The organism is Pseudomonas sp. HLT2-19-2, from assembly GCF_054898005.1.
This window is the reverse complement of the sequence record NZ_CM142712.1, coordinates 5,584,230-5,608,285: the sequence shown is the minus strand read 5'-3', so window position 1 is coordinate 5,608,285 and position 24,056 is coordinate 5,584,230. Positions and strand designations below refer to the sequence as shown.

At 60.1% G+C, this 24,056-nt stretch carries 19 protein-coding genes; 13 read left to right on the top strand and 6 right to left on the bottom strand.

The features are described 5' to 3' along the window. Positions 1–108 precede the first annotated feature (108 nt). The 4 genes from rsmA to ACYZTU_RS26415 are packed head-to-tail and all read right to left on the bottom strand — an operon-like array spanning position 109 to position 6,008. Positions 109–927 carry a 16S rRNA (adenine(1518)-N(6)/adenine(1519)-N(6))-dimethyltransferase RsmA gene (gene rsmA / locus ACYZTU_RS26430; protein WP_461966668.1) on the bottom strand — a complete coding sequence of 273 codons (819 nt, stop codon included), beginning with the start codon at positions 925–927 and terminating at the stop codon, positions 109–111. Continuing rightward, positions 924–1,913 (bottom strand): 4-hydroxythreonine-4-phosphate dehydrogenase PdxA, encoded by a 990-nt coding sequence (gene pdxA / locus ACYZTU_RS26425; RefSeq protein ID WP_461966667.1) that lies wholly within the window; start codon positions 1,911–1,913, stop codon positions 924–926. Before pdxA ends, rsmA begins: the two co-directional genes overlap by 4 nt. Then, the gene (surA, locus tag ACYZTU_RS26420) at positions 1,910–3,232 is read right to left on the bottom strand and encodes a peptidylprolyl isomerase SurA (RefSeq protein ID WP_461966665.1); all 1,323 of its coding nucleotides are present in this window, start codon (positions 3,230–3,232) and stop codon (positions 1,910–1,912) included. Before surA ends, pdxA begins: the two co-directional genes overlap by 4 nt. Continuing rightward, complete coding sequence (locus ACYZTU_RS26415; protein WP_461966663.1) at positions 3,207–6,008, bottom strand: LPS-assembly protein LptD; 2,802 nt, start codon at positions 6,006–6,008, stop codon at positions 3,207–3,209. Before ACYZTU_RS26415 ends, surA begins: the two co-directional genes overlap by 26 nt. A 130-nt stretch (positions 6,009–6,138) precedes the next feature. Here ACYZTU_RS26415 and ACYZTU_RS26410 point away from each other — a divergent pair, with 130 nt between their 5' ends. From ACYZTU_RS26410 to ACYZTU_RS26400, 3 genes are read left to right on the top strand one after another with little or no spacing between them, the layout of a single operon-like run. Further along, positions 6,139–7,158, top strand: a complete 1,020-nt coding sequence (locus tag ACYZTU_RS26410) for an aminoglycoside phosphotransferase family protein (RefSeq protein WP_461966661.1) — start codon at positions 6,139–6,141, stop codon at positions 7,156–7,158. Continuing rightward, positions 7,155–7,826, top strand: coding sequence for an N-acetylmuramate alpha-1-phosphate uridylyltransferase MurU (gene murU / locus ACYZTU_RS26405; protein ID WP_461966659.1), 672 nt, complete (start codon positions 7,155–7,157; stop codon positions 7,824–7,826). Before ACYZTU_RS26410 ends, murU begins: the two co-directional genes overlap by 4 nt. A 1-nt stretch (position 7,827) precedes the next feature. Continuing rightward, entirely contained in the window at positions 7,828–8,595 is a 768-nt protein-coding gene (locus ACYZTU_RS26400; RefSeq protein ID WP_461966657.1) for a TerB family tellurite resistance protein, read from the top strand. Positions 8,596–8,647: 52 nt separating this feature from the next. Here ACYZTU_RS26400 and ACYZTU_RS26395 read toward each other — a convergent pair whose 3' ends face one another. Beyond that, positions 8,648–9,634 (bottom strand): alpha/beta hydrolase family protein, encoded by a 987-nt coding sequence (locus tag ACYZTU_RS26395; protein WP_461966655.1) that lies wholly within the window; start codon positions 9,632–9,634, stop codon positions 8,648–8,650. 73 nt (positions 9,635–9,707) lie between these two features. On the opposite strand from ACYZTU_RS26395, the gene ACYZTU_RS26390 reads away from it, so the two are divergent. The 10 genes from ACYZTU_RS26390 (at position 9,708) to trpE (ending at position 22,061) form a co-directional block, all read left to right on the top strand. Further along, positions 9,708–12,107, top strand: a complete 2,400-nt coding sequence (locus ACYZTU_RS26390) for a PAS domain-containing sensor histidine kinase (RefSeq protein ID WP_461966653.1) — start codon at positions 9,708–9,710, stop codon at positions 12,105–12,107. Then, a complete protein-coding gene (locus ACYZTU_RS26385) occupies positions 12,108–12,737 on the top strand; it encodes a response regulator (RefSeq protein WP_008147212.1) in 630 nt (209 codons plus the stop codon). Between the two features lie 321 nt (positions 12,738–13,058). After that, positions 13,059–14,183, top strand: a complete 1,125-nt coding sequence (locus tag ACYZTU_RS26380; protein WP_461966651.1) for an ABC transporter ATP-binding protein — start codon at positions 13,059–13,061, stop codon at positions 14,181–14,183. Between the two features lie 49 nt (positions 14,184–14,232). Further along, positions 14,233–15,276 carry an ABC transporter substrate-binding protein gene (locus ACYZTU_RS26375; RefSeq protein ID WP_461966649.1) on the top strand — a complete coding sequence of 348 codons (1,044 nt, stop codon included), beginning with the start codon at positions 14,233–14,235 and terminating at the stop codon, positions 15,274–15,276. Between the two features lie 207 nt (positions 15,277–15,483). Further along, positions 15,484–16,731: an ABC transporter permease gene (locus ACYZTU_RS26370; protein WP_131061006.1), complete on the top strand. Its 1,248-nt coding sequence runs from the start codon at positions 15,484–15,486 to the stop codon at positions 16,729–16,731. A 12-nt stretch (positions 16,732–16,743) separates the two neighbouring features. Further along, positions 16,744–17,568 carry an ABC transporter permease gene (locus ACYZTU_RS26365; RefSeq protein ID WP_449646331.1) on the top strand — a complete coding sequence of 275 codons (825 nt, stop codon included), beginning with the start codon at positions 16,744–16,746 and terminating at the stop codon, positions 17,566–17,568. Between the two features lie 222 nt (positions 17,569–17,790). Next, complete coding sequence (locus tag ACYZTU_RS26360; RefSeq protein ID WP_461966647.1) at positions 17,791–18,939, top strand: iron-containing alcohol dehydrogenase; 1,149 nt, start codon at positions 17,791–17,793, stop codon at positions 18,937–18,939. Between the two features lie 79 nt (positions 18,940–19,018). Continuing rightward, positions 19,019–19,693 (top strand): ribulose-phosphate 3-epimerase, encoded by a 675-nt coding sequence (rpe, locus tag ACYZTU_RS26355; protein WP_461966645.1) that lies wholly within the window; start codon positions 19,019–19,021, stop codon positions 19,691–19,693. Then, positions 19,690–20,508, top strand: coding sequence for a phosphoglycolate phosphatase (locus ACYZTU_RS26350; protein ID WP_461966643.1), 819 nt, complete (start codon positions 19,690–19,692; stop codon positions 20,506–20,508). Before rpe ends, ACYZTU_RS26350 begins: the two co-directional genes overlap by 4 nt. Positions 20,509–20,579: 71 nt before the next feature. Then, complete coding sequence (gene trpE, locus ACYZTU_RS26345) at positions 20,580–22,061, top strand: anthranilate synthase component I (protein ID WP_461966641.1); 1,482 nt, start codon at positions 20,580–20,582, stop codon at positions 22,059–22,061. An 80-nt stretch (positions 22,062–22,141) separates the two neighbouring features. On the opposite strand, the gene estP is transcribed toward trpE, so the two are convergent. After that, positions 22,142–24,049, bottom strand: a complete 1,908-nt coding sequence (gene estP / locus ACYZTU_RS26340) for an esterase EstP (RefSeq protein WP_461966639.1) — start codon at positions 24,047–24,049, stop codon at positions 22,142–22,144. Between the last annotated feature and the right edge of the window lie 7 nt (positions 24,050–24,056).

The window sequence follows — 24,056 nt, the reverse complement described above, 5'->3', positions numbered from 1 at the left end:
ATCGAAGCGGAACGCGGGGCGTAGCTGATGGAACTCAGTCTAGGCCAAGTATCGGGTAGTAAACCAGACATGAGGGCCGGTGTCCTACCCGATAACGCTTCAGGCCTGTCAGATATCAGAAGGCTTTTGTAGGACTTGTTCGCTGAGCTTGTCAGCCAGACGCACGAAAGCGGCCAGATCAAGTTGCTCGGGGCGCAGGCTGCCATCGACGCCGGCGGCTTCGATCTCATCGTTGCTCAACAGCAATTTAAGGGTGTTGCGCAGGGTCTTGCGGCGCTGGTTGAAGGCTTCGCGCACGACGCGCTCCAGCAACTTGTGATCCTTGGCCGGGTGCGGCAGTACCGCGTGGGGTACCAGGCGCACGATGGCCGAGTCGACTTTCGGCGGCGGATTGAACGCGCCCGGGCCGACGTTGAACAGATGTTCAACTCGGCAGTGATACTGAACCATGATCGACAAGCGACCCCAGTCACCACCACCGGGGCCTGCCGCCAGACGCTCGACCACTTCCTTTTGCAGCATGAAGTGCATGTCGCGAATGATGCCGGCGTTGTTCAGCAGGTGGAAAATCAGTGGCGTGGAGATGTTGTACGGCAGGTTGCCGACCACACGCAGGCTGTTCGGCGCGGCATTCAGGCTGTTGAAGTCGAACTTCAGCGCGTCGCCCTGGTGCAGGTTGAAGTTGTCCTTGCCGGCGAACTGCTGGTTGAGGATCGGGATCAGGTCCTTGTCCAGCTCCACCACGTCCAACTGCGCGCCGCTGTTGAGCAGGCCTTGAGTCAGCGCGCCCTGGCCCGGGCCGATTTCCAGCAGGCGGTCTTCGGGTTTGGCGCGGATGGCGCGCAGGATGCGGTCGATAACGCCGGCATCGTGCAGGAAGTTCTGGCCAAAGCGTTTGCGCGCCTTGTGTTGGTAATGCTCGGTCATAAACGGGTCTCGGCCATCTGGTAAGCGGTTTCCAGGGCGACTTGCAGGCTGCCGGTGTCGATTTTGCCGCTGCCGGCCAGGTCCAGGGCAGTGCCGTGGTCCACCGATGTGCGGATGATCGGCAAGCCGAGGGTCACGTTGACTGCCGCGCCGAAGCCTTTGTACTTCAGCACCGGCAGGCCCTGGTCGTGGTACATCGCCAGCACCGCGTCGCAGTGCTCCAGATATTTGGGGGTAAACAGAGTGTCGGCGGGCAGGGGGCCGCGAAGGTCCATTCCTTCGCCGCGCAGGCGCTCTAATGTAGGTTCGATAATGTCGATTTCTTCATGGCCCAGGTGTCCGCCTTCGCCGGCATGGGGGTTGAGCCCACACACCAGGATGCGCGGCTGGGCGATGCCGAATTTTTCTTGTAGATCGGTGTGCAGAATTCGCGTGACCCGTTCCAGTCGCTCCGGCGTGATCGCATCGGCAATCTCGCGAAGAGGCAGGTGAGTGGTGACCAACGCCACGCGCAATCCGCGAGTGGCGAGCATCATCACCACTTGTGCGGTATGGGTCAGGTCGGCAAGAAATTCCGTGTGCCCGGAAAAGGCGATCCCAGAGTCATTGATCACGCCCTTGTGAACGGGGGCGGTGATCATGCCGGCAAAATGCCCGTCCAGGCAGCCTTGGCCAGCTCGGGTCAGGGTTTCCAGTACGAAAGCCGCGTTGGCCTTGTCCAGTTGCCCGGCGGTGACCTTGGCGTTGAGCGGTGTATCCCAGACATACAGACTGTTGGCCGGCGCAGGTACATCCGGCCAGCTGTCCGGGGTTACCGGCAGCAAATCGACAACTACGCCCAGTTGCGCGGCCCTCTCTAGGAGCAGGTCGCGGCTGGTAATGGCAATCAGGGGGTGTGGCTGGGCTTGCGAGGCGAGCAGCAGGCACAGGTCAGGACCTATGCCGGCCGGCTCGCCGGGTGTCAGCGCGAAACGTTTGGGTTTCACTGCGTTGCCTGGTCTGCACCAGGGAGCTTGATCTCTACGTACGCTTCGTCACGGATCTGACGCAGCCAGGTTTGCAACTCTTCGTCGTATTTGCGGTTACGCAATACGGTCATCGCTTGCTGCTCACGGGCCTGGGTGGTGCTGTCAGTGGCGCGACGGCCAAGGACTTCCAGAACGTGCCAGCCGTATTGGGTCTGGAACGGCTTGGACAGCTGACCTTGCGGGGTCTTGGCCATCACTTCGCGGAATTCAGGCACCAATGCATTCGGGTCGATCCAGTTCAGGTCGCCACCGTTGAGGGCGGAACCCGGATCTTCCGAGAAGCTTTTCGCCAGTTCGCCGAAATCTTCACCCGCCTCGATTCGGGTATAGAGCGACTCAGACAACGCCTTGGTTTTAGCCTCGTCGCGGATCGGGCTAGGTTTGACCAGGATATGACGCACGCGCACTTCGTCACGCACCTGGGTCTCGCCGCCACGCTTGTCGAGGATCTTCAGGATGATGAAGCCGCCCGGCGTACGCATCGGTTGAGTGATGTCGCCGACAGTCATGGTGCTCAGCATGCGATCGAACGGAGGTGGCAGCTGACCGGCTTTACGCCAGCCCATGTCGCCACCTTCCAGTGCGGTTTCGCTGGCGGATTTGGCGATTGCCAACTGACCGAAGTCAGCGCCTTGCTTGAGCTGCTGGTAAACCGCGTCGGCTTGTTTGGCGGCATTCTGAATGGCGTCGGAGTTAGCGCTTTCCGGCGTAGGAATCAGGATGTTGGCCAGACGAAACTCTTCGGACAGCTGCATTTTTCCAAGGTCGGAAGCGAGGAAGTTCTTCACTTCCTGTTCGGACACCTGGATACGCTCGGCCACACGGCGCTGACGCACACGGCTGATGACCATCTCGCGGCGAATCTGGTCGCGGGCGTCTTCATAAGACAGACCATCGCGAGTCAGAGCGGCGCGGAATTGATCCACGGACATGTTGTTTCGTTGAGCAATGGTGCCAACAGCCTGGTTCAGTTCTTCATCGGTAATGCGGATGCCGGAACGTTCGCCGATCTGCAGCTGCAGGTTTTCGACGATCAGGCGCTCAAGCACCTGCTGGTCCAGCACGCCGGCCGGCGGCACGGCTGAACCGCGCTTGGCGATGGTTTGCTGAACTTCATGGACGCGTTGGTCCAGTTGGCTCTGCATGACCACGTCGTTGTCGACAATGGCCACCACTTTATCGATGGACTGCACCGCGGCGTTCGCCGCGGTACCCAGGAACAGCGCGCCCAGCATCAGCGGGCGCAGACAATCAGAAAGCTTGGTCTTCACGTTCACGATAACCTTGGATGCCTTTGTCGAGGAAGCTCTCTACTTTGGCGCCGGTGAGGCCGCCGAGTCCCTTCAGAACAATTTGTAGGAAGATGCCGTGGTCGCCTTTTTCGTTTTCCGGGGCGTTCTGACTGAACTCGTCATACGAAACCCAGTAACGGTTGATCAGGCGCAGTTTCCAGCAGCAGTTGTCGTACTCGAAACCACCGAAAGCTTCCAGGGTACGGTTACGGTTGTAGTCATACTGCCAGCGGCTGATGGCGTTCCATTGCGGCACGATTGGCCAGATCACCGAGAAATCGTGCTGCTGAATCTTGTAGTAGTCCTTCACGTAGCCAGGTTGGCCTGGGGTGCCGTAGTCACCACCGCCCACTTGCCACTTACCAGTGTTCTGGTCGTAACGGACCTGGTCATTGCGATAGCGATAGCCAGCGTTGATGACCTTGTTCGGGTTGTCTTCAGGCTGGTAGTGGAACATCGCGCTGCCCGAGCGCGGGCTGCGGCTGTCCGGATCCCAGTTGTAATCGGCCGTGGTGCGCCAATCGCGGTTCCAGCGATATTCGTATTCCAGCGCATAGGGCGAGACATTAGCCTGCGCATCCTGGCGGGTTTTTGCATCAATACCCGGCAACTGAACTTCACGATCCTTGAAGTACACGGCCTGGCCGACGCTGATGCGTTGGCGTTCGAAGCCATTGTCTTCGATCCAGCGGTTGGTGACGCCCAGCGACAGTTTGTTCTCGTCGCCGACGCGGTCGGAGCCGGAGAAACGGTTGTCACGGAACAGCGACGCGTAGTTGAAGGTGTATTCGCTGGTGTCGAATACCGGAATGTCTTTCTGGTCTTCCTCAGGTACATAGAGGTAGAACAGGCGCGGTTCCAAGGTCTGGCGATAGTTTTTGCCGAACCACGTGGTGTTACGGTCGAAATACAGGCCGCTGTCGATGCTTGCGATTGGAACGCCACGGTTCTGGTTGCTGCTGAAGGTGCCGTTGAGCTTTTGCTGTTCCGCAGTCTGCGCGGCAATCTGACTTTTGCCGGTACCGTCCAGATCCAGTTGGTACTGGGTGTATTGGTACTTGAGCGATGGCTTCAGGTAGCCATAAGTCCAGTCCAGCGGCAGGCTGACACCCGGTTTGAGATTCAAACGGTCGCCGTTGGCCCGTGCCAGTCCCGTCACGTTGTTATCAAGACGCGGCTCGACGGTGTCGTCTTCGTTTACGAAGTTACCGTTCTTCAAATCACGATCAAACCGTACGACTTCTGTCTCGTAGTCGAAGTCCAGGCCACCAGGGTGAGTCGGCAACTGACCATTGAAAGTGATCTGCGGCAAGCGGTCATACGGCGTAATGTTCGAAATGGTTGCGAGCTGATAAGCCTGGGCGTTCACGCGAGCGGTGTAGCTGTCGCCACGATAGGTGACAGAACCCTGCTGGTTCACATAATCAGAGCTTTTAACCCCGATCTGGTCGGTTTGCAGATCCTGGAAGTAATACGGATCGCTGATCTTGGTGTAATCGACTTGAGTCAGAACGCGCGAGTCGAGACCACCCTTGTGCTGCCAGTTGTACATGTAGCGATTTTTTTGGTAATCGGTCTGACCACTGCGATCGGTGTCTTCGTCGTTGAGGTACGCGGCGCCGAGCTGACCTTCGCTGGACGGGGTCAGGTAACGGAATTCGCCTTCCATCAACAAGCCGTGCTTGCTCATGTAGCGCGGGTACAACGTGGCGTCGTAGTTCGGTGCCAGGTTGAAGTAATACGGTGTGACCAGCAGGAAGCCGGTATCGGTTCCGGTGCCGATGGTCGGCGGCAGGAAGCCGGACTGGCGACGGTCATCGATCGGGAAATAGATGTACGGCGTGTACAGAACCGGAATGTCCTTGACCCGCAGCGTCACGTTGGTCGCGGTGCCGAAACCGGTGGCCGGGTTCAAGGTGATGTTGTTGCCCTTGAGCTGCCAGGCGTTGCTGTTCGGTTCGCACGTGGTGTACGTACCATCCTTGAGACGGATGATCGCGTTCTCGGCACGCTTGGCGTACAGCGCGCTGCCGCGGATACGGGATTTGTGCAGGACGTATTCGGCGTTGTCGACCTTGGCTTCACCGGTGTCGAGCTGCACGTCGGCGTGGTCGCCCACGATCAGTGCGCCGTTGTCGCGAACACGGACGTTGCCGCTCAGTTCGCCACGGCTCTCGGCCTGGTAGAGATTCGCTTCGTCGGCTTCGACCTGCATGCTGCCCTGACGCATGACCACGTCACCGGCCAGGGTCGCGACCTGCTCATCCTGCTTATAGCGAGAGGCTTTGGCGCCGAGAAAGGTCGGAGCGTCACTTTTATTCGTCTTGTCATTCATGCCAGGACGAATCGGTTCGATATAGGAACCAGAGCAGTAAGGACCGGTTTCGGCCAATTGCGCTGCAGTGAGCTTCTCGCGCGGAACCCAGTCGAGGTGGCTGTAGTCTTCGCTACGCGACTTCAAGCCGCGGCCCTTGGATTCGGTCACCAGCACGGGCTTGACGCCGGTGTCTTGACTGGAACCGCTGTCGGCCGGAGTCTCGCCGCTGGTGCTTACCGCCGCACTGCCGTCATGGACGGGACGCGGAGGCAGCGCAGCTGCTGGAGATTTTGGCGCACAGTTCCAGGCACCCGAAGCAGAGACTGAGCAGTCATACTGTTCCGCGGCGACCACGAACGAAGTGGCTAGAGGTTGCAGGACCAGCAGACTGCCGGTAACCAACAACGGAAATTTTTTACGAAACGCGGGGGATTTCAATGCCATCTTATTAGTCCGGGCTTCCTGCGTGCCATCTGCCCGCGGTGTGGGCCGCACGCCTCTCGATGGTCTGAAAAAGATGCTGGATAATAAAGCATGCCCCGCTTGACGGCTAGCGCCGTCGGAGACCCTTGCAATGCCTGACCAAGATGTACGTTTGCAACACCTGAAAGTTTGGCTCGATGAACAATTGGCTGCCCTCTTTGCAGAGCAGGGTTGGGGCGTCGTACCCCCGGCCACGTTGACCGCAGCCAGTAGCGATGCGAGTTTTCGACGTTATTTCCGCTGGGAAGGCGAGGGCAGAAGCTTCGTCGTGATGGACGCGCCACCCCCCCAGGAAAACTGCAAACCCTTCGTGGATATCGCTTTTTTGCTGGCGAAATCCGGAATAAATGTTCCGAAAATTTATGCCGAAGACCTCGAACGTGGTTTTCTTTTGCTCAATGACCTGGGCAATAAGACTTACCTGGACGTAATCGACAGCGGAAACGCCGACAATTTGTTCAAGGATGCCCTGCAAGCACTGCTGGCTTTTCAGCAATTGCCGATGGTTGCACCGCTGCCAAGTTATGACGTAGCGCTGCTGCGCCGCGAACTGGAATTGTTCCCTGAGTGGTACGTGAAGCGTGAGTTGGGTATCGAGTTCGACTCGGCTCAGCAAATGCTCTGGCAGAACGTGACTGATCTATTGATCGACAGCGCCCTGGCCCAGCCTAAAGTGCTGGTGCACCGCGACTACATGCCGCGCAATCTGATGCTCAGCGAACCGAATCCCGGTGTGCTGGATTTCCAGGATGCAGTCTATGGCCCTGTGACCTACGACGTGACCTGCCTGTTCAAGGATGCGTTCCTCAGTTGGCCCGAAGAGCGCGTGTGCGCTTGGCTGCAAGATTACTGGCAACAAGCAGGCGCCTTGGGCATTCCGGTTCAGTCTGACTTCGAAGATTTCCTGCGTGCCAGCGACCTGATGGGCGTGCAGCGTCACCTGAAAGTGATCGGCATCTTCGCCCGCATCTGCCACCGTGATGGCAAGCCGCGCTATCTCGGCGATGTGCCGCGCTTCTTTGCTTATATAGACGCAGTGATCGCCCGTCGTCCTGAGTTGGCTGAACTGGATGTGTTGCTGGCCAGTTTGCGCGCTGGAGCGAATGCATGAAGGCGATGATTCTGGCGGCAGGCAAGGGCGAGCGCATGCGCCCGCTGACTCTGACCACCCCGAAACCGCTGGTACGCGCTGGCGGTATACCGTTGATCGAGTATCACTTGAAGGCCTTGGCGGTGGCGGGGTTTACCGAAGTGGTGATCAACCACGCCTGGCTTGGTCAGCAGATCGAAAGCTACCTCGGTGATGGCTCTCAATACGGCGTACGTATTCAGTACTCGCCGGAAGGTGAGCCACTGGAAACCGGAGGCGGGATTTTTCGCGCGTTGCCGTTGTTGGGTGATGAGGCCTTTTTGGTGGTCAACGGTGACATCTGGACCGATTACGACTTCAGCGTATTGCATCAGCCCATTGGCGGGCTGGCGCATTTGGTGCTGGCGGACAACCCGGCCCATCACCTGGCCGGGGATTTCAGTCTGATCGATGGGCAAGTACGCGACGGTCAGCCTGACACCGCAAATCTGACCTACAGCGGCATCGCGGTGCTGCACCCGCAGCTGTTCGACGGTTGCTCAGCCGGCGCGTTCAAGCTTGCACCGCTGTTGCGCAAGGCCATGGCCGATGGACAGGTAACCGGCGAACACTTGAAAGGGCATTGGGTGGATGTCGGCACTCACGAGCGTCTGGCTGAAGTCGAAACTTTGATAGAAGCGAGACGCTGACATGCTGTGGCCAGCGACTCTGATTGGAGCCGGAGTGGGCTTTGTCATCGCCAGCATTCCGGGGGCCATGCTTGGCGCTTTATTGGGGCAGGCGCTGGATCGGCGCTTGAACTTGCAGAGCTGGGCGCACTTGCGAGAAAAGCTCGGTGGTCGCTCGGTGCTGCGCAACGACGAACTGCTGTTTGTGTTGTTGGGACGGCTGGCCAAATGCGATGGACGGGTGGTGGAGGGCCACATCCAGCAGGCCCGTCAGGAAATGCGTTCGCTGGAAATGAACGAGTCGGCCCAGCGCCGGGCAATTGCCGCGTTCAATCGCGGCAAGGCGGGAGATGACCGGTTGCGCGCTTACCTGCGCCGCTTGAGTGCTCAACCCCACGCGGCCGAAGGCGTCTTGCGCGCCTGTTGGCGGATGATCTGGGCTGATGGCCGCGCCGGTAGTGCTGAGCGAGCGCTGATTACGCAGTGGGGCAAATGGCTGGGCTGGACACGGCATCAAGTGCAGGCGCTGGCGGCCGATTATGAACAGCACAAGCTTGCGCCGGTCAGCAACGCTGTCACCTACCAAGATGCGTTGCGGCTTTTGGGCGTGTCGGCGACCAGCGAGCCGGCGCAGATCAAACGCGCTTATCGACGCCTGCTGAGTCGCCATCACCCGGACAAGATTGCCGGCAGCGGTGCGACGGCGTCGCAGGTTCGCGAAGCCACTGACAAGACTCGCGAACTGCATAGCGCCTACACATTGATCCGTGAGCGGCGGGATTTTCGGTAGTAGGGCATGGGTGTAATACCGGCAAGGCGGCAAGGCGGCAAGGCGGCAAGGGTCAATCGGCTAGCGGATTCAACCAGCCGCGCACCCGTCGGAATAGCTGCTCTTGCTCAGCCTTGGTATTACCGGGCAAAGCCTTGAGCGACACCTGGCTGAATGCCGAAGCTTTCAAACGTTTGCTGGCTTGCATACGTTCCAGCGCCGCGTTGCGATCCAGCGGCTTATCCATATAGAAGATGTCTGCGGTGGGCAGCTTCAGGGTCGGTGTAAGCTCGGCCAGCTCTGGTTTGGCTTTCAGCGGCATCTTAGCGGCGACCATCACAAACTTCTCCACTTGCGAGGGCTGCTTCTCGCTCAGATAACGTGCCGCCCAGTAAGCGCCGGTACCATGACCCAATATGACAATGCGGCGAGCGCTTTGCTGTTCGGCATAGGCAATGGCGGCGTCGATGCGGGCGAAGATTCGTTCGGCGTCGGCGTTGGCCTGTTCCTCGGCGGTTTCGGCGATCGCCTTGTCCGCCACCTCTGCTTCACCGCCCGCGGCTTGTTCGATGGGCGCTGCGGTGGTCGAGTCTTTGCTGCCAGTGTCGGGGGCTTTTGGCGTGGGTGCCACTTCTACGATACGGGGTGCAATGGCATCGCTTTGCACGTCCGGCAAGGTGATACTCAGGCTGCTCCACTCGGCGTCTGGCAATTTACGTCGCAATGGACCTATTGCTTGCGGCCAGTCAACGCTTTCGCCGGCACCCGGGATGATAATCACCGCGCCTTTGGGTTCGCCGGTATTGGCCGGTTTCCACAAGGCCAGAAACGTGTCGCTGCCCGCTTGCAGTTGCTGCTGTTCCTGAGCAGGGATTTGTCGCTCAAGTGCGTTCGCTTCTTCCTGACTACGCTCAAGCAGCGGCTGGCGCTCGACCGGTTTTGTTTCGGCGGGTGTTTGCGTCGCGGCAGGTGCCGTGTCGGCGGCCTCGACGGAAAAGGCACAAGGCAGGATCAGCGACAGGCACAATGCTGGCAGTGCCAGGCGGGAAACAGGGGGCATCGGATATTCCAGGCCAGAAGTTATTCCGGCAGCCTAATGGGTTGGTCAGTATTTGTCAGTGTGTGAGATTTCGATGATGCGTTTTCGCTGCCTGTGGGTTATCGGCTGTTTGTGGTTTCCCTTAATGGGCTGGGCGGCTCCCGCGCCACCGGTGCACGTCGCGCCATTGTCCGCGGACCAGCAGCAATGGCTGGCGCAGCATGGCGAGTTGCGTGTCGGGCTGGTGTTGCAAGTGCCCTACGCCCAATACGATCGCCGCTTGCAGCGCCTGTCCGGGGTTAACGTCGAGCTGATGAAATGGCTCGCCAAGTCACTCAAGGTCGAGCTGAGCTGGCGTAACTTTCCCGACTTGGCGCAACTGGAAACTGCCGCGCGCGAAGGTGAAATCGACGTCGCTCCGGGGTTGAGCCAAACCCCCGCTGGCCTGCGGCTCTGGCAGTTCTCCGACCCATATATGCGGGTGCCGCAACTGGTGGTCAGCGACCAGAAAAGCACTGGCGTGGTCGAGCTGGAAAACCTCGACAGCCAGACACGCATCGCCGTGCGCATGCCCGGTGCTACCGCTGACTATCTTCGCAGTAATTACCCGCACTTGAACCTTCAAGGCGTACCGATCGAACGTCAGGCACTGCAACTGTTATTGAGTCAGCAGGCCAGTTACGCCGTGGTCGACGAAGCGCAGCTGGGACGTCTGTCCGCCGAACCGGAGTTCGCCGGGCTGGTGGTGGTGGGTGACATCGGCCTGCCGCAACTGTTGCGGGTGGCCACGCGCCGGGACTGGCCGGAACTGGCTGGCATCGTCGAAAGCGCGTTGCGGGCGATCCCGGCCAAGGACCTGGAGCAACTGCACAACCAATGGCTGCAACCCAAGTACCCGCGGCTGACCGAGTCCCCGGGTTTCTGGCAAAACCTCTGTCTGTTGTTGGCGGTGTTGATGTTGAGCAGCATGGCCATCGTGTTCTGGCAGCGGCGGCAGCAGCACAGTCTTGAGCATCGTTTGCTGGCAGCGCGCGAAGACATTGCCCTGCGTGCCGCCAGTGAAGAAGCCTTGCGTCTCACCCAGTTTTCCATTGACCAGAGCACCGTCGGTATCCTTTGGGTCAATTGGGATAGCCATGTGCGCTACGCCAATCGCGCGGCCGACACCATGCTGGGTTATCCGGCGGGAGGGATCATTGATCGGCCGCTGATCGACTTCGAGCCCGGCTTGCATATGGATCGCTGGCTGAACCTGTGGAAGCGCGCCCGGGCCAGCGAGGAAGGCCCGCAGAGTTTCGAAACCAACTGCGTGCGGGCGGATGGCAGCAATCTGCCGGTGGATGTTTCGCTGAGTTTTTTGCGGTTTCGCGACGGCGAATACCTGGTGGTCTACCTCAACGACGTCACCGAGCGCCGTCGCGCCCTGGCCGCGTTGCAGGAGAGCGAGGCCCGGTTGCAAGGGATCGCCGCCAACGTTCCAGGACTGGTCTTTCGTCTGGAGCGGGCCCCGGTGACGGGGCAGATCGATTTTGCCTACATCAGTGAAGGCAGCGAGAGCCTGGTGGGTTACTCACCGGCCACCCTGGCCCATCGCGACAAAGGTCTGCGCAGCCTGGTGCACCCGGACGACAAGGCCAGTTATCACCAAACCCAGGACCATGCGCTGGATACCGACAGTGACTGGTCGTGGCAGGGGCGGATTCTCACCCGTTCCGGCGAGCAGCGCTGGGCCGAGATCAAGGCCATCACCCGTCGACTCAAAGACGGCGCCTATGTCTGGGACGGGATCGTCTGGGACATCAGCGAAAGCAAACGTATCGAACTGGAACTGGCCTCTTCTCGCGAGCAATTGCGCGAGTTGTCCGCGCACCTGGAGAGCGTGCGGGAAGAGGAAAAGGCCCGCATCGCCCGGGAAGTTCACGACGAACTGGGTCAGATGCTCACCGTGCTGAAGCTGGAAACATCCATGTGCGAACTGGCCTACGCCCAGCTCGACCCCGGTCTGAACGAACGTTTGAACAGCATGAAGCGCTTGATCGCTCAGTTGTTTCAACTGGTACGGGATGTGGCGACGGCGCTGCGGCCACCGATTCTCGACGCCGGGATCGCCTCGGCCATCGAGTGGCAGGCCCGCCGATTCGAGGCGCGCACGCAGATTCCGTGTCTGGTGCAGGTGCCGGAGAATCTGCCGGTGCTCAGTGATGCCAAGGCGATTGGCCTGTTCCGGATCCTTCAGGAAGCGCTGACCAATGTCATGCGCCATGCCCAGGCGCATACTGTCGAACTGACATTGGCGCTGGAAGGCGACGAGTTGTGTCTGACCATCAGTGATGATGGCGTAGGATTTGTCCCTGCCACCGGTAGGTCAACATCCTTCGGGGTGGTCGGCATGCGCGAACGAGTGTTGATCATGGGCGGGCAGTTGTCGCTTGAGAGTGAACCGGGTGAAGGCACGACCTTGAGTGTGCGAGTGCCATTGGATGAGGAGAAGTAAGTGATCCGTGTACTGGTAGCTGAAGACCACACCATCGTCCGTGAAGGCATCAAGCAATTGATCGGCCTGGCCAAGGATTTGCTGGTGGTAGGGGAGGCGAGCAATGGCGAGCAGTTGCTCGAGACCTTGCGCCATGTTCCCTGCGAAGTGGTCTTGCTGGACATCTCGATGCCCGGGGTCAACGGCCTGGAGGCGATTCCGCGGATTCGCGCGCTGAACAATCCGCCGGCGATTCTGGTGTTGTCGATGCACGACGAAGCGCAAATGGCCGCCCGTGCGTTGAAGATCGGCGCCGCCGGCTACGCGACCAAGGACAGTGATCCGGCGCTGCTACTGACGGCGATCCGCAAGGTCGCAGCGGGCGGGCGCTACATCGACCCGGACCTGGCCGACCGCATGGTCTTCGAAGTCGGCCTGACCGATTCGCGTCCGCTGCACTCGTTGCTGTCTGAGCGCGAGTTTTCGGTGTTCGAACGCCTGGCCCAGGGCGCCAACGTCAACGACATCGCCCAGCAACTGGCCTTGAGCAGCAAAACCATCAGCACCCACAAGGCGCGGCTGATGCAGAAACTCAACATCACCTCCCTGGCGGAACTGGTGAAGTACGCCATGGAGCACAAACTCCTCTAAGGACACCGCTCCCCCTGTAGGAGCACAGCTTGCTGGCGATGGCGTCCGTGAGATCGCCATCGCCAGCAAGCTGTGCTCCTGCAGGGATGAAGCGTCGCCATATCCATTTGCGACATGCCTTCGACCCCGCTTTTGCCCGTTCTTGCGGCTTGCAGCTTCAAGATTGCCGCTGCCCCTATCCATCCCCGCCATCCTTGTAGGGCAATCCCTACCCCCAACCTTCCATCCGGCTGAGGCCATTCTCTCCTGCGCCCCGATTTGCGTGGTCGGCAGTGTCCACTAGGCTTAGTCCACAGCAGTCATCACAACAAAGGTGTGGGTATGAGCCAGGTCGATTCAAACGCAGGGGCCAGCGATATTCTGGTCAGCTTTCGTGGAGTGCAAAAAAGCTACGACGGCGAGAACCTGATCGTCAAAGACCTCAACCTGGACATTCGCAAAGGCGAATTCCTCACCTTGCTCGGGCCATCCGGCTCCGGCAAGACCACCAGTCTGATGATGCTTGCCGGTTTCGAAACACCGACCGCAGGCGAAATCCTGCTGGCCGGGCGGTCAATCAACAACGTGCCGCCGCACAAGCGCGACATTGGCATGGTGTTCCAGAATTACGCGCTGTTCCCGCACATGACCGTTGCCGAGAACCTCGCGTTCCCGTTGACCGTGCGCGGCTTGAACAAGAGCGACGTCAGTGACCGGGTCAAGCGCGTCCTGAGCATGGTTCAGCTCGACACCTTCGCCCAGCGCTATCCGGCGCAACTGTCCGGTGGTCAGCAACAGCGTGTGGCCCTGGCCCGCGCATTGGTATTCGAACCGCAACTGGTGCTGATGGACGAACCCCTCGGCGCACTGGACAAACAACTGCGCGAACACATGCAGATGGAGATCAAGCATCTGCATCAGCGCCTCGGCGTGACCGTGGTCTACGTGACCCACGACCAGGGTGAAGCCTTGACCATGTCCGACCGCGTGGCGGTGTTCCACCAAGGCGAGATCCAGCAGATCGCTCCACCGCGCAGCCTCTACGAAGAACCGAAAAATACCTTCGTCGCCAACTTCATCGGCGAGAACAATCGTCTCAACGGCCGCTTGCACAGCCACACCGGCGACCGCTGCGTGGTCGAGCTCGGTCGCGGTGAAAAGGTTGAAGCCCTGGCCGTGAACGTCGGCAAGACCGGCGAACCGGTCACGCTGTCGATTCGTCCGGAACGCGTGAGCCTCAATGGTTCGAGCGAGTCCTGCGTCAATCGCTTCTCGGGGAGGGTGGCGGAATTCATCTATCTGGGCGATCACGTCCGGGTTCGCCTGGAAGTCTGCGGCAAGACCGATTTCTTTGTGAAACAACCGATTGCCGAGCTCGATCCCGCGCTGGCCGTCGGCGACGTGGTACCGATTGGCTGGCAGGTCGAACACGTTCGCGCGCTCGACCCACTTCTAGAGGCGCATTGATCGCCCCCTGCTTCAACAACACCAACCCTGCACGTGGAGAGAACAATAAATGTTGAGATCCCTGAAATTCACCGCTTTGGTCATGGGCATGATCGGCGCGGCACACGCAATGGCGGCGGGCCCGGACCTGACCGTGGTGTCCTTTGGCGGGGCGAATAAGGCAGCGCAGGTCAAAGCCTTCTACGCACCGTGGGAAGCGGCAGGCAACGGCAAGATCGTGGCAGGCGAGTACAACGGCGAAATGGCCAAGGTCAAAGCCATGGTCGATACCAAGAGCGTGTCCTGGGACCTGGTGGAAGTTGAATCGCCAGAACTGTCCCGTGGTTGCGACGAAGACATGTTCGAGCAACTCGACCCGGCGTTGTTCGGCAAATCCGAAGACTACGTCAAAGGCGCTATCCAGCCGTGCGGCGTGGGCTTCTTCGTGTGGTCGACCGTGTTGGCCTACAACGCCGACAAGCTGGCATCCGCACCGACCAGCTGGGTGGATTTCTGGGACACCAAGAAATTCCCGGGCAAACGTGGCCTGCGTAAAGGCGCCAAGTACACCCTCGAATTTGCGCTGATGGCCGATGGCGTTGCGCCGAAAGACGTCTACAAGGTGCTGGCCGGCAAGGATGGTCAGGATCGCGCGTTCAAAAAACTCGATGAACTCAAGCCAAGCATCCAGTGGTGGGAAGCCGGCGCGCAACCGCCGCAGTACCTCGCTTCCGGTGACGTGGTCATGAGCTCGGCCTATAACGGCCGGATCGCTGCCGTGCAGAAAGAAAGCAACCTGAAAGTCGTGTGGAACGGCGGCATCTACGACTTCGACGCATGGGCCATTCCAAAAGGTCTGGACAAGGCACGGGCTGAAGCGGCGAAGAAATTCATCGCGTTCTCGGTGCAGCCACAACAGCAGAAGACTTACTCGGAAAACATCGCCTACGGCCCGGCCAACATCCAAGCCGTACCGTTGCTGGCCAAGGATGTCCTGAAAGACATGCCGACCACCCCGGAAAACATCGCTAACCAGGTGCAGATCGACGTCAGCTTCTGGGCTGACAACGGCGAGCAACTGGAACAGCGCTTCAATTCCTGGGCTGCAAAATAAGACCACCCCGTGGGCTTATCCACTCCTGTAGGAGCGAGGCTTGCCCGCGAAAGCGTCGGTACATTCAACATTGATGTTGACTGACACACCGTCTTCGCGGGCAAGCCTCGCTCCTACAGGGGTGATGTGTAGCTATCAAGAACAGAGGTGGCCTCCCGGATAGGGAGTGCCTTCCTCTGTAACGATCAAAGATTTCCGGAGTACGCCATGGCCACCGCCATTCCCCTGAACGCGGGCACTGACCCCACCTTGAAGCAGCGGCTCAAGCACGCCGAGCGGATCAACCGCTGGAAAGCACAAGCCTTGATCGCGCCATTGGTGTTGTTTCTGTTGCTGGTGTTTCTGGTGCCCATCGTGGCGCTGCTCTACAAAAGCGTCGGTAACCCGGAAGTAGTCGGCGGCATGCCGCGCACCGTGGCGGCCATCGCCAGTTGGGATGGCCGAGGCCTGCCCGCTGAACCGGTTTACAAGGCGGCCAGCGAAGACCTCGCTGAGGCCCGCAAGAATCAGACCTTGGGCGACCTGTCCAAGCGCTTGAACATGGAGTTGGCCGGCTACCGCAGCCTGCTGACCAAAACCGCCCGCGCCTTGCCGTTCGCCACCGAACCGGCCTCCTATAAAGAAGCGCTGGAAGGTCTCGACGAGCGCTGGGGCGACCCGGCCTACTGGCAAGCCGTGCGCCGCAACACCAGTAACATTACGCCGTATTACTTGCTGGCGGCGGTCGATCACCGGATCGACGACCTCGGCGAAATCGCCCCGGCCACGCCTGATCAGGCGATCTACCTCGACATCTTCGCCCGGACCTTCTGGATGGGGCTGATCATCACCGTGATCTGCCTGGTGCTGGCGTATCCGTTGGCCTACCTGCTGGCGAACCTGCCATCGCGGCAAAGCAACTTGTTGATGATTCTGGTGCTGCTGCCGTTCTGGACCTCGATCCTGGTGCGGGTCGCGGCGTGGATCGTGCTGCTGCAATCGGGCGGACTGATCAACAGCGGTCTGATGGCCATGGGCATCATCGATAAACCGCTGGAACTGGTGTTCAACCGCACCGGGGTTTACATCTCCATGGTGCACATCCTGCTGCCGTTCATGATTTTGCCGATCTACAGCGTGATGAAAGGCATTTCGCCAACCTACATGCGCGCCGCGATTTCCCTCGGCTGCCACCCGTTCGCCAGTTTCTGGCGGGTGTACTTCCCGCAGACCTATGCCGGTGTCGGCGCCGGTTGCCTGTTGGTGTTCATCCTCGCCATCGGCTACTACATCACCCCGGCCTTGCTGGGCAGCCCGAACGATCAGATGGTCAGTTACTTCGTTGCCTTCTACACCAACACCAGCATCAACTGGGGCATGGCGACCGCACTCGGTGGGCTGCTGCTGTTGGCGACCGTGGTGCTTTATCTGATTTACAGCTGGCTGGTGGGCGCCAGTCGCCTGCGCCTGAGCTAAGGGGAGAACGAAATGCTGAATCCTTATATGTCGCCCATCGAGCGGGTGTGGTTCTACAGCTTGCGGATTCTCTGCGGCTTGATTTTGTTGTTCCTGATTCTGCCGGTGCTGGTAATCATCCCGCTGTCGTTCAACTCGGGCAGTTTCCTGGTGTACCCGCTGCAGGGCTTCTCGTTGCAGTGGTACCACGACTTTTTCGCCTCGGCGGAATGGATGCGCGCGCTGAGGAACAGCGTCATCGTCGCCCCGGCGGCGACCGTGCTGGCGATGATCTTCGGCACGCTGGCGGCGATTGGCCTGACCCGTGGCGACTTCCCGGGCAAGGCGCTGGTGATGGCGCTGGTGATTTCGCCGATGGTGGTGCCAGTGGTGATCATTGGTGTGGCGAGTTATCTGTTCTTCGCCCCGCTGGGATTGGGCAACAGTTTCTTCTCGCTGATCGTGGTGCATGCGGTGTTGGGTGTGCCGTTTGTGATCATCACGGTGTCGGCGACGTTGCAGGGGTTTAACCAAAACCTGGTGCGGGCCGCAGCAAGTCTGGGTGCTTCGCCGCTGACGGCGTTCCGTCGGGTGACGTTGCCGCTGATTGCGCCCGGTGTGATTTCCGGTGCGTTGTTCGCGTTCGCCACTTCGTTCGATGAAGTGGTGGTGACACTGTTCCTCGCCGGTCCTGAACAAGCGACCTTGCCACGGCAGATGTTCAGCGGCATCCGCGAAAACCTCAGCCCGACCATTGCAGCTGCCGCAACGCTGCTGATCGCCTTCTCGGTGATCCTGCTGCTGACCCTGGAATGGCTGCGTGGGCGCAGCGAGAAACTGCGTACCGCTCAGGTCTGACCTGTACGCAATGATCGTTCCCACGCTCTGCGTGGGAATGCAGCCCGGGACGCTCCGCGTCCCATTTAAAAGCCGAACGCAGAGCGTCCGTTGAGGCATTCCCACGCAGAGCGTGGGAACGATCCGAGTGCAGGCTCAGCCATTCACCACCCGAATAGCAGACAATCCCAAATCCCCAGCTACTCTTGTGCCCAGCTCCCCTATCTATAAGAGGCTGCGCACATGAGTCTTTCTTCTTTCAAAATCGCTCACAAACTGATCACCGGCGCCGGTGCCATCGAGCAACTGGCGGCTGAACTGACACGCCTGGACATCGACAACCCGCTGATCGTCACCGATGCCGCACTGGTCAAGTCCGGCACGGTTGAGCTGGCGCTGGCGCAGCTGGGCGACCGACCTTACGAAATTTTCGACCGGGTGCTGCCAGACCCGGAAATCGCCATCGTCGAAGACTGCATGCGGGTCTACCGCGAGGGCGGGCACGACGGATTGATTGGCCTGGGTGGCGGCAGTGCCATCGACATCGCCAAAAGTGTCGCGGCCTACGCCGGTTATCACGGGGCGCTGGAGGATCTGTTCGGCATCGATCAGGTGCCGCGCAAAGGCCCGCCGCTGATCGCCATCCCGACCACCGCGGGCACCGGCTCGGAAGTCACCAACGTGGCGATCCTCTCCGACAAGGTTGCGCAGCTGAAGAAAGGCATCGTCAGCGACTATCTATTACCGGACGTGGCGCTGGTCAGTCCACAAATGACCCTGACCTGCCCGCGCAGTGTCACTGCCGCCAGTGGCGTCGATGCACTGGTGCACGCCATCGAATCCTATCTGTCGCTGAACGCTTCACCGATTACCGACGCGCTGGCCATCGGCGCCATCAAGCTCATCGCCAAGGCGCTGCCCAAGGCCTACGCCAATTCGTCCAACCTCCAGGCCCGCGAAGACATGGCCACCGCCAGCCTGATGGCCGGTATGGCGTTCGGTAATGCCGGGGTCGGCGCGGTGCATGCGCTGGCGTATCCGCTGGGCGGGCGGTTCAACATCGCCCATGGGGTCAGCAATGCCTTGCTGCTGCCGTATGTCATGACCTGGAACAAAATGGCCTGCGTGGAGCGCATGCAGGATATTGCCGAGGCCATGGGGGTGAAGACCGCTCATCTGAGCGTCAACGACGCGGCCGACAAAGCCGTGGAGGCGATGACCGAGCTGTGCGCCGCGGTGGAAATCCCGGCGGGCCTGCACAGCTTCGGCGTTCCCGAAGACGCGATCCCGGCCATGGCGGTGGAGGCAGCGGGAATTGAGCGTTTGATGCGCAACAATCCGCGCAAATTGAGTGCCGTCGATATCGAGAAGATCTACCGCGCGGCCTACTGATTATCGCGTCACGGTGCGCGCGCCAGAGCATGCGGTATACAATGCGCGCCATCGTGATTCTGCTCAAAAAAGGTGCGTCATGCAGCCCTTCGTCATTGCTCCGTCGATTCTCTCCGCCGACTTCGCCCGCCTGGGTGAAGAAGTGGACAACGTCCTGGCCGCCGGTGCCGACTTCGTGCACTTCGATGTCATGGACAACCACTACGTGCCGAACCTGACCATCGGCCCGATGGTCTGTGCCGCACTGCGCAAATACGGCGTGACCGCGCCGATCGACGCGCACCTGATGGTCAGCCCGGTGGACCGCATCGTCGGTGACTTCATCGAGGCCGGCGCGACGTATATCACCTTCCACCCGGAAGCCACGCAGCACGTGGACCGTTCCCTGCAACTGATCCGCGAAGGTGGTTGCAAGTCGGGCCTGGTGTTCAACCCGGCGACCCCGCTGGACGTGCTCAAGTACGTGATGGACAAGGTCGACATGATCTTGCTGATGAGCGTCAACCCGGGCTTCGGCGGGCAGAAGTTCATCCCCGGCACCCTCGACAAGCTGCGTGAAGCGCGGGCGCTGATCGACGCTTCCGGCCGTGACATTCGCCTGGAAATCGACGGCGGCGTGAACGTCAACAACATTCGTGAAATCGCCGCTGCTGGCGCCGACACCTTCGTCGCCGGCTCGGCGATCTTCAATGCACCGAACTACCAAGACGTGATTGAAAAGATGCGTTCCGAACTGGCGCTGGCTCGCCCATGAGTGGCTTTGAGCAGCTGTTCCCGGGGTCTCTGCCGCGGTTGGTGATGTTCGATCTGGATGGCACGCTGGTCGATTCGGTCCCCGACCTCGCAGCGGCTGTGGATAACATGCTGCTCAAACTCGGGCGTCAACCTGCAGGCATCGAATCGGTGCGTGAGTGGGTGGGCAACGGCGTGCACGTGCTGGTGCGCCGGGCCTTGGCCAACCACATCGACGCCGAGGGTGTCGATGAGGTCGAAGCCGAGCATGCCCTGGCGTTGTTCAACGGCTTTTATGAGGACGGTCACGCGCTGACGGTGGTTTACCCCGGCGTGCGCGACACCCTGAAATGGCTGCACAAGCAGGGTGTAGAGATGGCGCTGATCACCAACAAGCCGGAGCGTTTTGTCGCGCCGCTGCTGGATCAGATGAAAATCGGTCGTTACTTCAAATGGATCATCGGCGGCGACACACTGCCGCAGAAGAAGCCCGACCCTGCGGCGCTGTTTTTTGTGATGAAAATGGCCAACATTCCCGCGTCTCAATCGTTATTTGTCGGCGATTCGCGCAGCGATGTGCTGGCGGCGAAAGCGGCGGGGGTCAAATGCGTGGCGCTCAGTTACGGCTATAACCACGGCCGACCAATTGCCGAAGAGTCGCCGGCGCTGGTGATCGACGATCTGCGCAAGTTAATTCGCGGTTGCCTGGATCCGGCCGCTGAGATAACGTTGCCCGACGCTGTTCAACCCCCTTCTGGAAACGCCATCGTGGTGGTCACTCGCAAACTCTGGATGAAAGTCATCAAGGCCCTGGCCCGCTGGCGTTGGCGCGCCTGACTTGTTCCTGGCCGGCCTACCGGCGCGTTTGCATACCTGACTGTTAGACCCTCAAGCCACGAGGCTACCCCATGATCCGCGAAGAATTCCTGCGTTTGGCCGCTGCCGGCTACAACCGCATCCCGCTTGCCTGCGAAACCCTGGCCGACTTCGACACGCCGCTGTCGATCTACCTGAAACTGGCCGACGAGCCTAACTCCTACCTGCTGGAATCGGTGCAGGGCGGGGAGAAGTGGGGCCGTTACTCGATCATCGGCCTGCCGTGCCGCACCGTGCTGCGGGTTCACGACCATCACGTCAGCGTGACCCACGATGGCGTCGAGATCGAAAGTCACGAGGCTGAAGATCCGCTGGCCTTCGTCGAAGAATTCAAAGCTCGCTACAACGTGCCGACCATCCCTGGCCTGCCGCGCTTCAATGGCGGTCTGGTGGGTTACTTCGGTTACGACTGCGTGCGGTATGTAGAAAAGCGTCTAGGCAAATGCCCGAACCCGGATCCATTGGGCGTGCCGGACATTCTGCTGATGGTTTCCGACGCGGTGGTGGTGTTCGACAACCTCGCCGGCAAGATGCACGCGATTGTTCTGGCCGATCCGTCGCAAGCAGATGCCTTCGAGCAAGGTCAGGCACGGCTGGAAGAGCTGCTGGAAAAACTCCGTCAACCGATCACCCCGCGCCGAGGCCTGGATTTCAGCAAGCAACAGTCTGCTGATCCGGTTTTTCGTTCGAGCTTCACCCAGGACGATTACGAAAAAGCCGTCGATACCATCAAGGAATACATCCTGGCCGGTGACTGCATGCAAGTCGTGCCGTCCCAGCGCATGTCGATTGACTTCAAGGCCGCGCCGATCGATCTGTACCGGGCGCTGCGTTGCTTCAACCCGACGCCTTATATGTACTTCTTCAACTTCGGCGACTTCCACGTCGTCGGCAGTTCGCCTGAAGTGCTGGTGCGGGTCGAAGACAACCTGATCACCGTGCGCCCGATTGCCGGCACCCGCCCACGCGGGGCCAACGAAGAGGCTGACCTGGCGCTGGAAAAAGACCTGCTGTCCGACGACAAGGAAATTGCCGAGCACTTGATGCTGATCGACCTGGGCCGTAACGACACGGGTCGGGTCTCGGAAATCGGTTCGGTGAAACTCACCGAGAAGATGGTCATCGAGCGTTATTCCAACGTGATGCACATCGTTTCCAACGTCACCGGTCAACTGAAGGCCGGGCTGACGGCGATGGACGCACTGCGGGCGATTCTGCCGGCGGGCACCTTGTCCGGCGCGCCGAAAATCCGCGCGATGGAAATCATCGACGAACTGGAGCCGGTCAAGCGTGGCGTCTATGGCGGCGCGGTCGGTTACTTCGCCTGGAACGGCAACATGGACACTGCGATCGCGATCCGCACCGCTGTGATCAAGAACGGCGAACTGCACGTGCAGGCCGGTGGCGGCATCGTTGCCGACTCGGTGCCGGCGCTGGAATGGGAAGAAACCCTGAACAAGCGCCGCGCGATGTTCCGTGCCGTGGCTCTCGCCGAGCAAACCCCGGTAAGCTGAGTTCCCACAAAGACCTCACCACCATAAAAAACGCGGCACCTGTGAGGGCGCCGCGTTTTTTGTGCCTGCTGTTTACCGGATCAGAAGTCCAGCGCAACCCCAACGGTAAGCCCTTGCTGGGTAAAGTCATCATCCTTGCGGAACGTGTATCCGCCACGCAGCGCCAGATCGGCCGTCAACTTGTGGCTGACCCCCAGGCTCACGCGATTCAGGTGGCTTTGCGGTGTATAGCCGTCCAGTTTGAAGTCCAGGGATGGCAGGCTGTTGAGCGCGATGTTTACTTTCTGAGTGTCATCCTCGTATTCACGCTCATACGCGTATTCGCCGAACACTTGAGTCTGCGTGGTGATCTGATGCTTACCCTGCAGACCGGCGCCCAGACGTTTTGAATCGCGAGTCTGATCATCAAAGGTCAGCGCTGTGGAACGAGTGCTGTTTTCCGAGTAGCCATCGACTTCCACTTTTGCGTAATCGGCGCTGATGAACGGCGACAGGTGCCACTCGCTGCCCGGTTGCGCAATGTCGTAGCCAAGGCGAGTGCTGAAGGCCCAGAGATCGCCATCGGTATCGCCTTTCTCCGCACCTTCGCTGGCACCCAGGTCGAATTTGCGTTTGAGGTTGTCGTAATCCAGCTTGCCGCCGGTCAACGCGGCATCGGCCCACCAGCGGTTCTGTTGGAACTGGGCGAAGGCGGTGGCCAGGTAGCTGTTGAGTTTGTAGTCTGAATCGTTATTGCCTGCTTCCAGGTTCTGACGATAGAAACCCGCCGCCACACCGACGCGCCAGGCGTCATTTAGACGATAGCTGCCGCCGATGTTCAGGTTGTAACCGTCGCCGTCGGCGCTGGCGCCGCTGCTTTGGCTATCGACATCCAGATGCTGACCGCCACCGGCGACAATGGCGCGCCATTGGCCGACCGCCTGCCAGTTCTCCCAGTCCGATTGCCATTGGCTGCGCAATTCGTCCTGGTGAGCACGTAAGGTTGCGTGGGCCATTTCCGGCAACAGCGTCAGTTCCCAAGGCGCTGCCAGTAAGGAATAGGCGTAGTCGGAAATCAGTTTTTGCCCGGCTTCGGTCGGATGAACCCCATCGTTATAAATCAGCTTGCTGGGGTCCGGCGTGGCACTGTTGATGCCATACGTAGGGTTTTCGGTGCAGCTGTTACCGCTGAAACAGGTCGCCGTCAGGTTCTGGCCTGTAGCAAAACCGAATCGAGCCGGATCGGCGAAGGTTTCCTGCAACAGCAACGGAATGTTCAGCGGGATGATTTCGGCATCGATCCCCGCCAGTCGAGTGACCAGTTGCCGGTTGAAGGCAGAGCTCAGTAGTGAGGTGGGTGTCTGCTGGGCTGTGCCATTGATGGCGGGCGTCAAACCCAGGTCGGGCAGCAGCCATACCACGATGTACCGGGCGCCGGCGGTCTGCAAAACCTGGACGCTGTTGGCCAGTCGATCCGCAGCGGCATTCGCCTGAGCGCCACTTTGTACACGTCCCTGAAGAAAATCGTTACCACCCCCGGAAATGTAATACAGCGCATTCGGATCGGCGCTGAAGTTGTTTGCCGGCAGATAGCCCAAACGGGCGCGTTCACCGGTGGCGGAGGCAGTGGTGATCGAGTTGAGGATCTGGTCGGTGCGGTAGCCGCCAACCGCCCAGTTATTGCCGTCCGGCAGTCCCTGATTGGCGCGCGCTGCCGAGGTCGAAGCGGCCGTCTGGTCTGGAGAAAACCCAAGCCTTGCGCCCAGCAGTTGTGTCGAGTTGGCGGAATAAACTTCGCCACTGCCATCCCGATAGATCGGCCCGGTCCGGTTAGTGAAGCGCAGGGTGGCACCGGCGGGGCCGCCCGTGTCGGTAAACTGCCCGGCATCGTTGAGGCTGTCGCCGAAGACGATGAAATTCGAATAAGGGTTGGGCGCCGCGATCGCCTGGGTGCAGGCCATAGCGAGCAAGCAGCCGGCAAGCGGTACAGCCAACGTCTGTCTGATCATGAGCAAG

Coding starts and splice junctions, on each gene's coding strand:
- rsmA (WP_461966668.1), bottom strand. CDS start 927: ATGACCGAGCATTACCAACACAAGGCGCGCAAACGCTTTGGCCAGAAC.
- ACYZTU_RS26415 (WP_461966663.1), bottom strand. CDS start 6,008: ATGGCATTGAAATCCCCCGCGTTTCGTAAAAAATTTCCGTTGTTGGTT.
- ACYZTU_RS26410 (WP_461966661.1), top strand. CDS start 6,139: ATGCCTGACCAAGATGTACGTTTGCAACACCTGAAAGTTTGGCTCGAT.
- murU (WP_461966659.1), top strand. CDS start 7,155: ATGAAGGCGATGATTCTGGCGGCAGGCAAGGGCGAGCGCATGCGCCCG.
- ACYZTU_RS26400 (WP_461966657.1), top strand. CDS start 7,828: ATGCTGTGGCCAGCGACTCTGATTGGAGCCGGAGTGGGCTTTGTCATC.
- ACYZTU_RS26395 (WP_461966655.1), bottom strand. CDS start 9,634: ATGCCCCCTGTTTCCCGCCTGGCACTGCCAGCATTGTGCCTGTCGCTG.
- ACYZTU_RS26390 (WP_461966653.1), top strand. CDS start 9,708: ATGATGCGTTTTCGCTGCCTGTGGGTTATCGGCTGTTTGTGGTTTCCC.
- ACYZTU_RS26380 (WP_461966651.1), top strand. CDS start 13,059: ATGAGCCAGGTCGATTCAAACGCAGGGGCCAGCGATATTCTGGTCAGC.
- ACYZTU_RS26375 (WP_461966649.1), top strand. CDS start 14,233: ATGTTGAGATCCCTGAAATTCACCGCTTTGGTCATGGGCATGATCGGC.
- ACYZTU_RS26370 (WP_131061006.1), top strand. CDS start 15,484: ATGGCCACCGCCATTCCCCTGAACGCGGGCACTGACCCCACCTTGAAG.
- ACYZTU_RS26365 (WP_449646331.1), top strand. CDS start 16,744: ATGCTGAATCCTTATATGTCGCCCATCGAGCGGGTGTGGTTCTACAGC.
- ACYZTU_RS26360 (WP_461966647.1), top strand. CDS start 17,791: ATGAGTCTTTCTTCTTTCAAAATCGCTCACAAACTGATCACCGGCGCC.
- rpe (WP_461966645.1), top strand. CDS start 19,019: ATGCAGCCCTTCGTCATTGCTCCGTCGATTCTCTCCGCCGACTTCGCC.
- ACYZTU_RS26350 (WP_461966643.1), top strand. CDS start 19,690: ATGAGTGGCTTTGAGCAGCTGTTCCCGGGGTCTCTGCCGCGGTTGGTG.
- trpE (WP_461966641.1), top strand. CDS start 20,580: ATGATCCGCGAAGAATTCCTGCGTTTGGCCGCTGCCGGCTACAACCGC.
- estP (WP_461966639.1), bottom strand. CDS start 24,049: ATGATCAGACAGACGTTGGCTGTACCGCTTGCCGGCTGCTTGCTCGCT.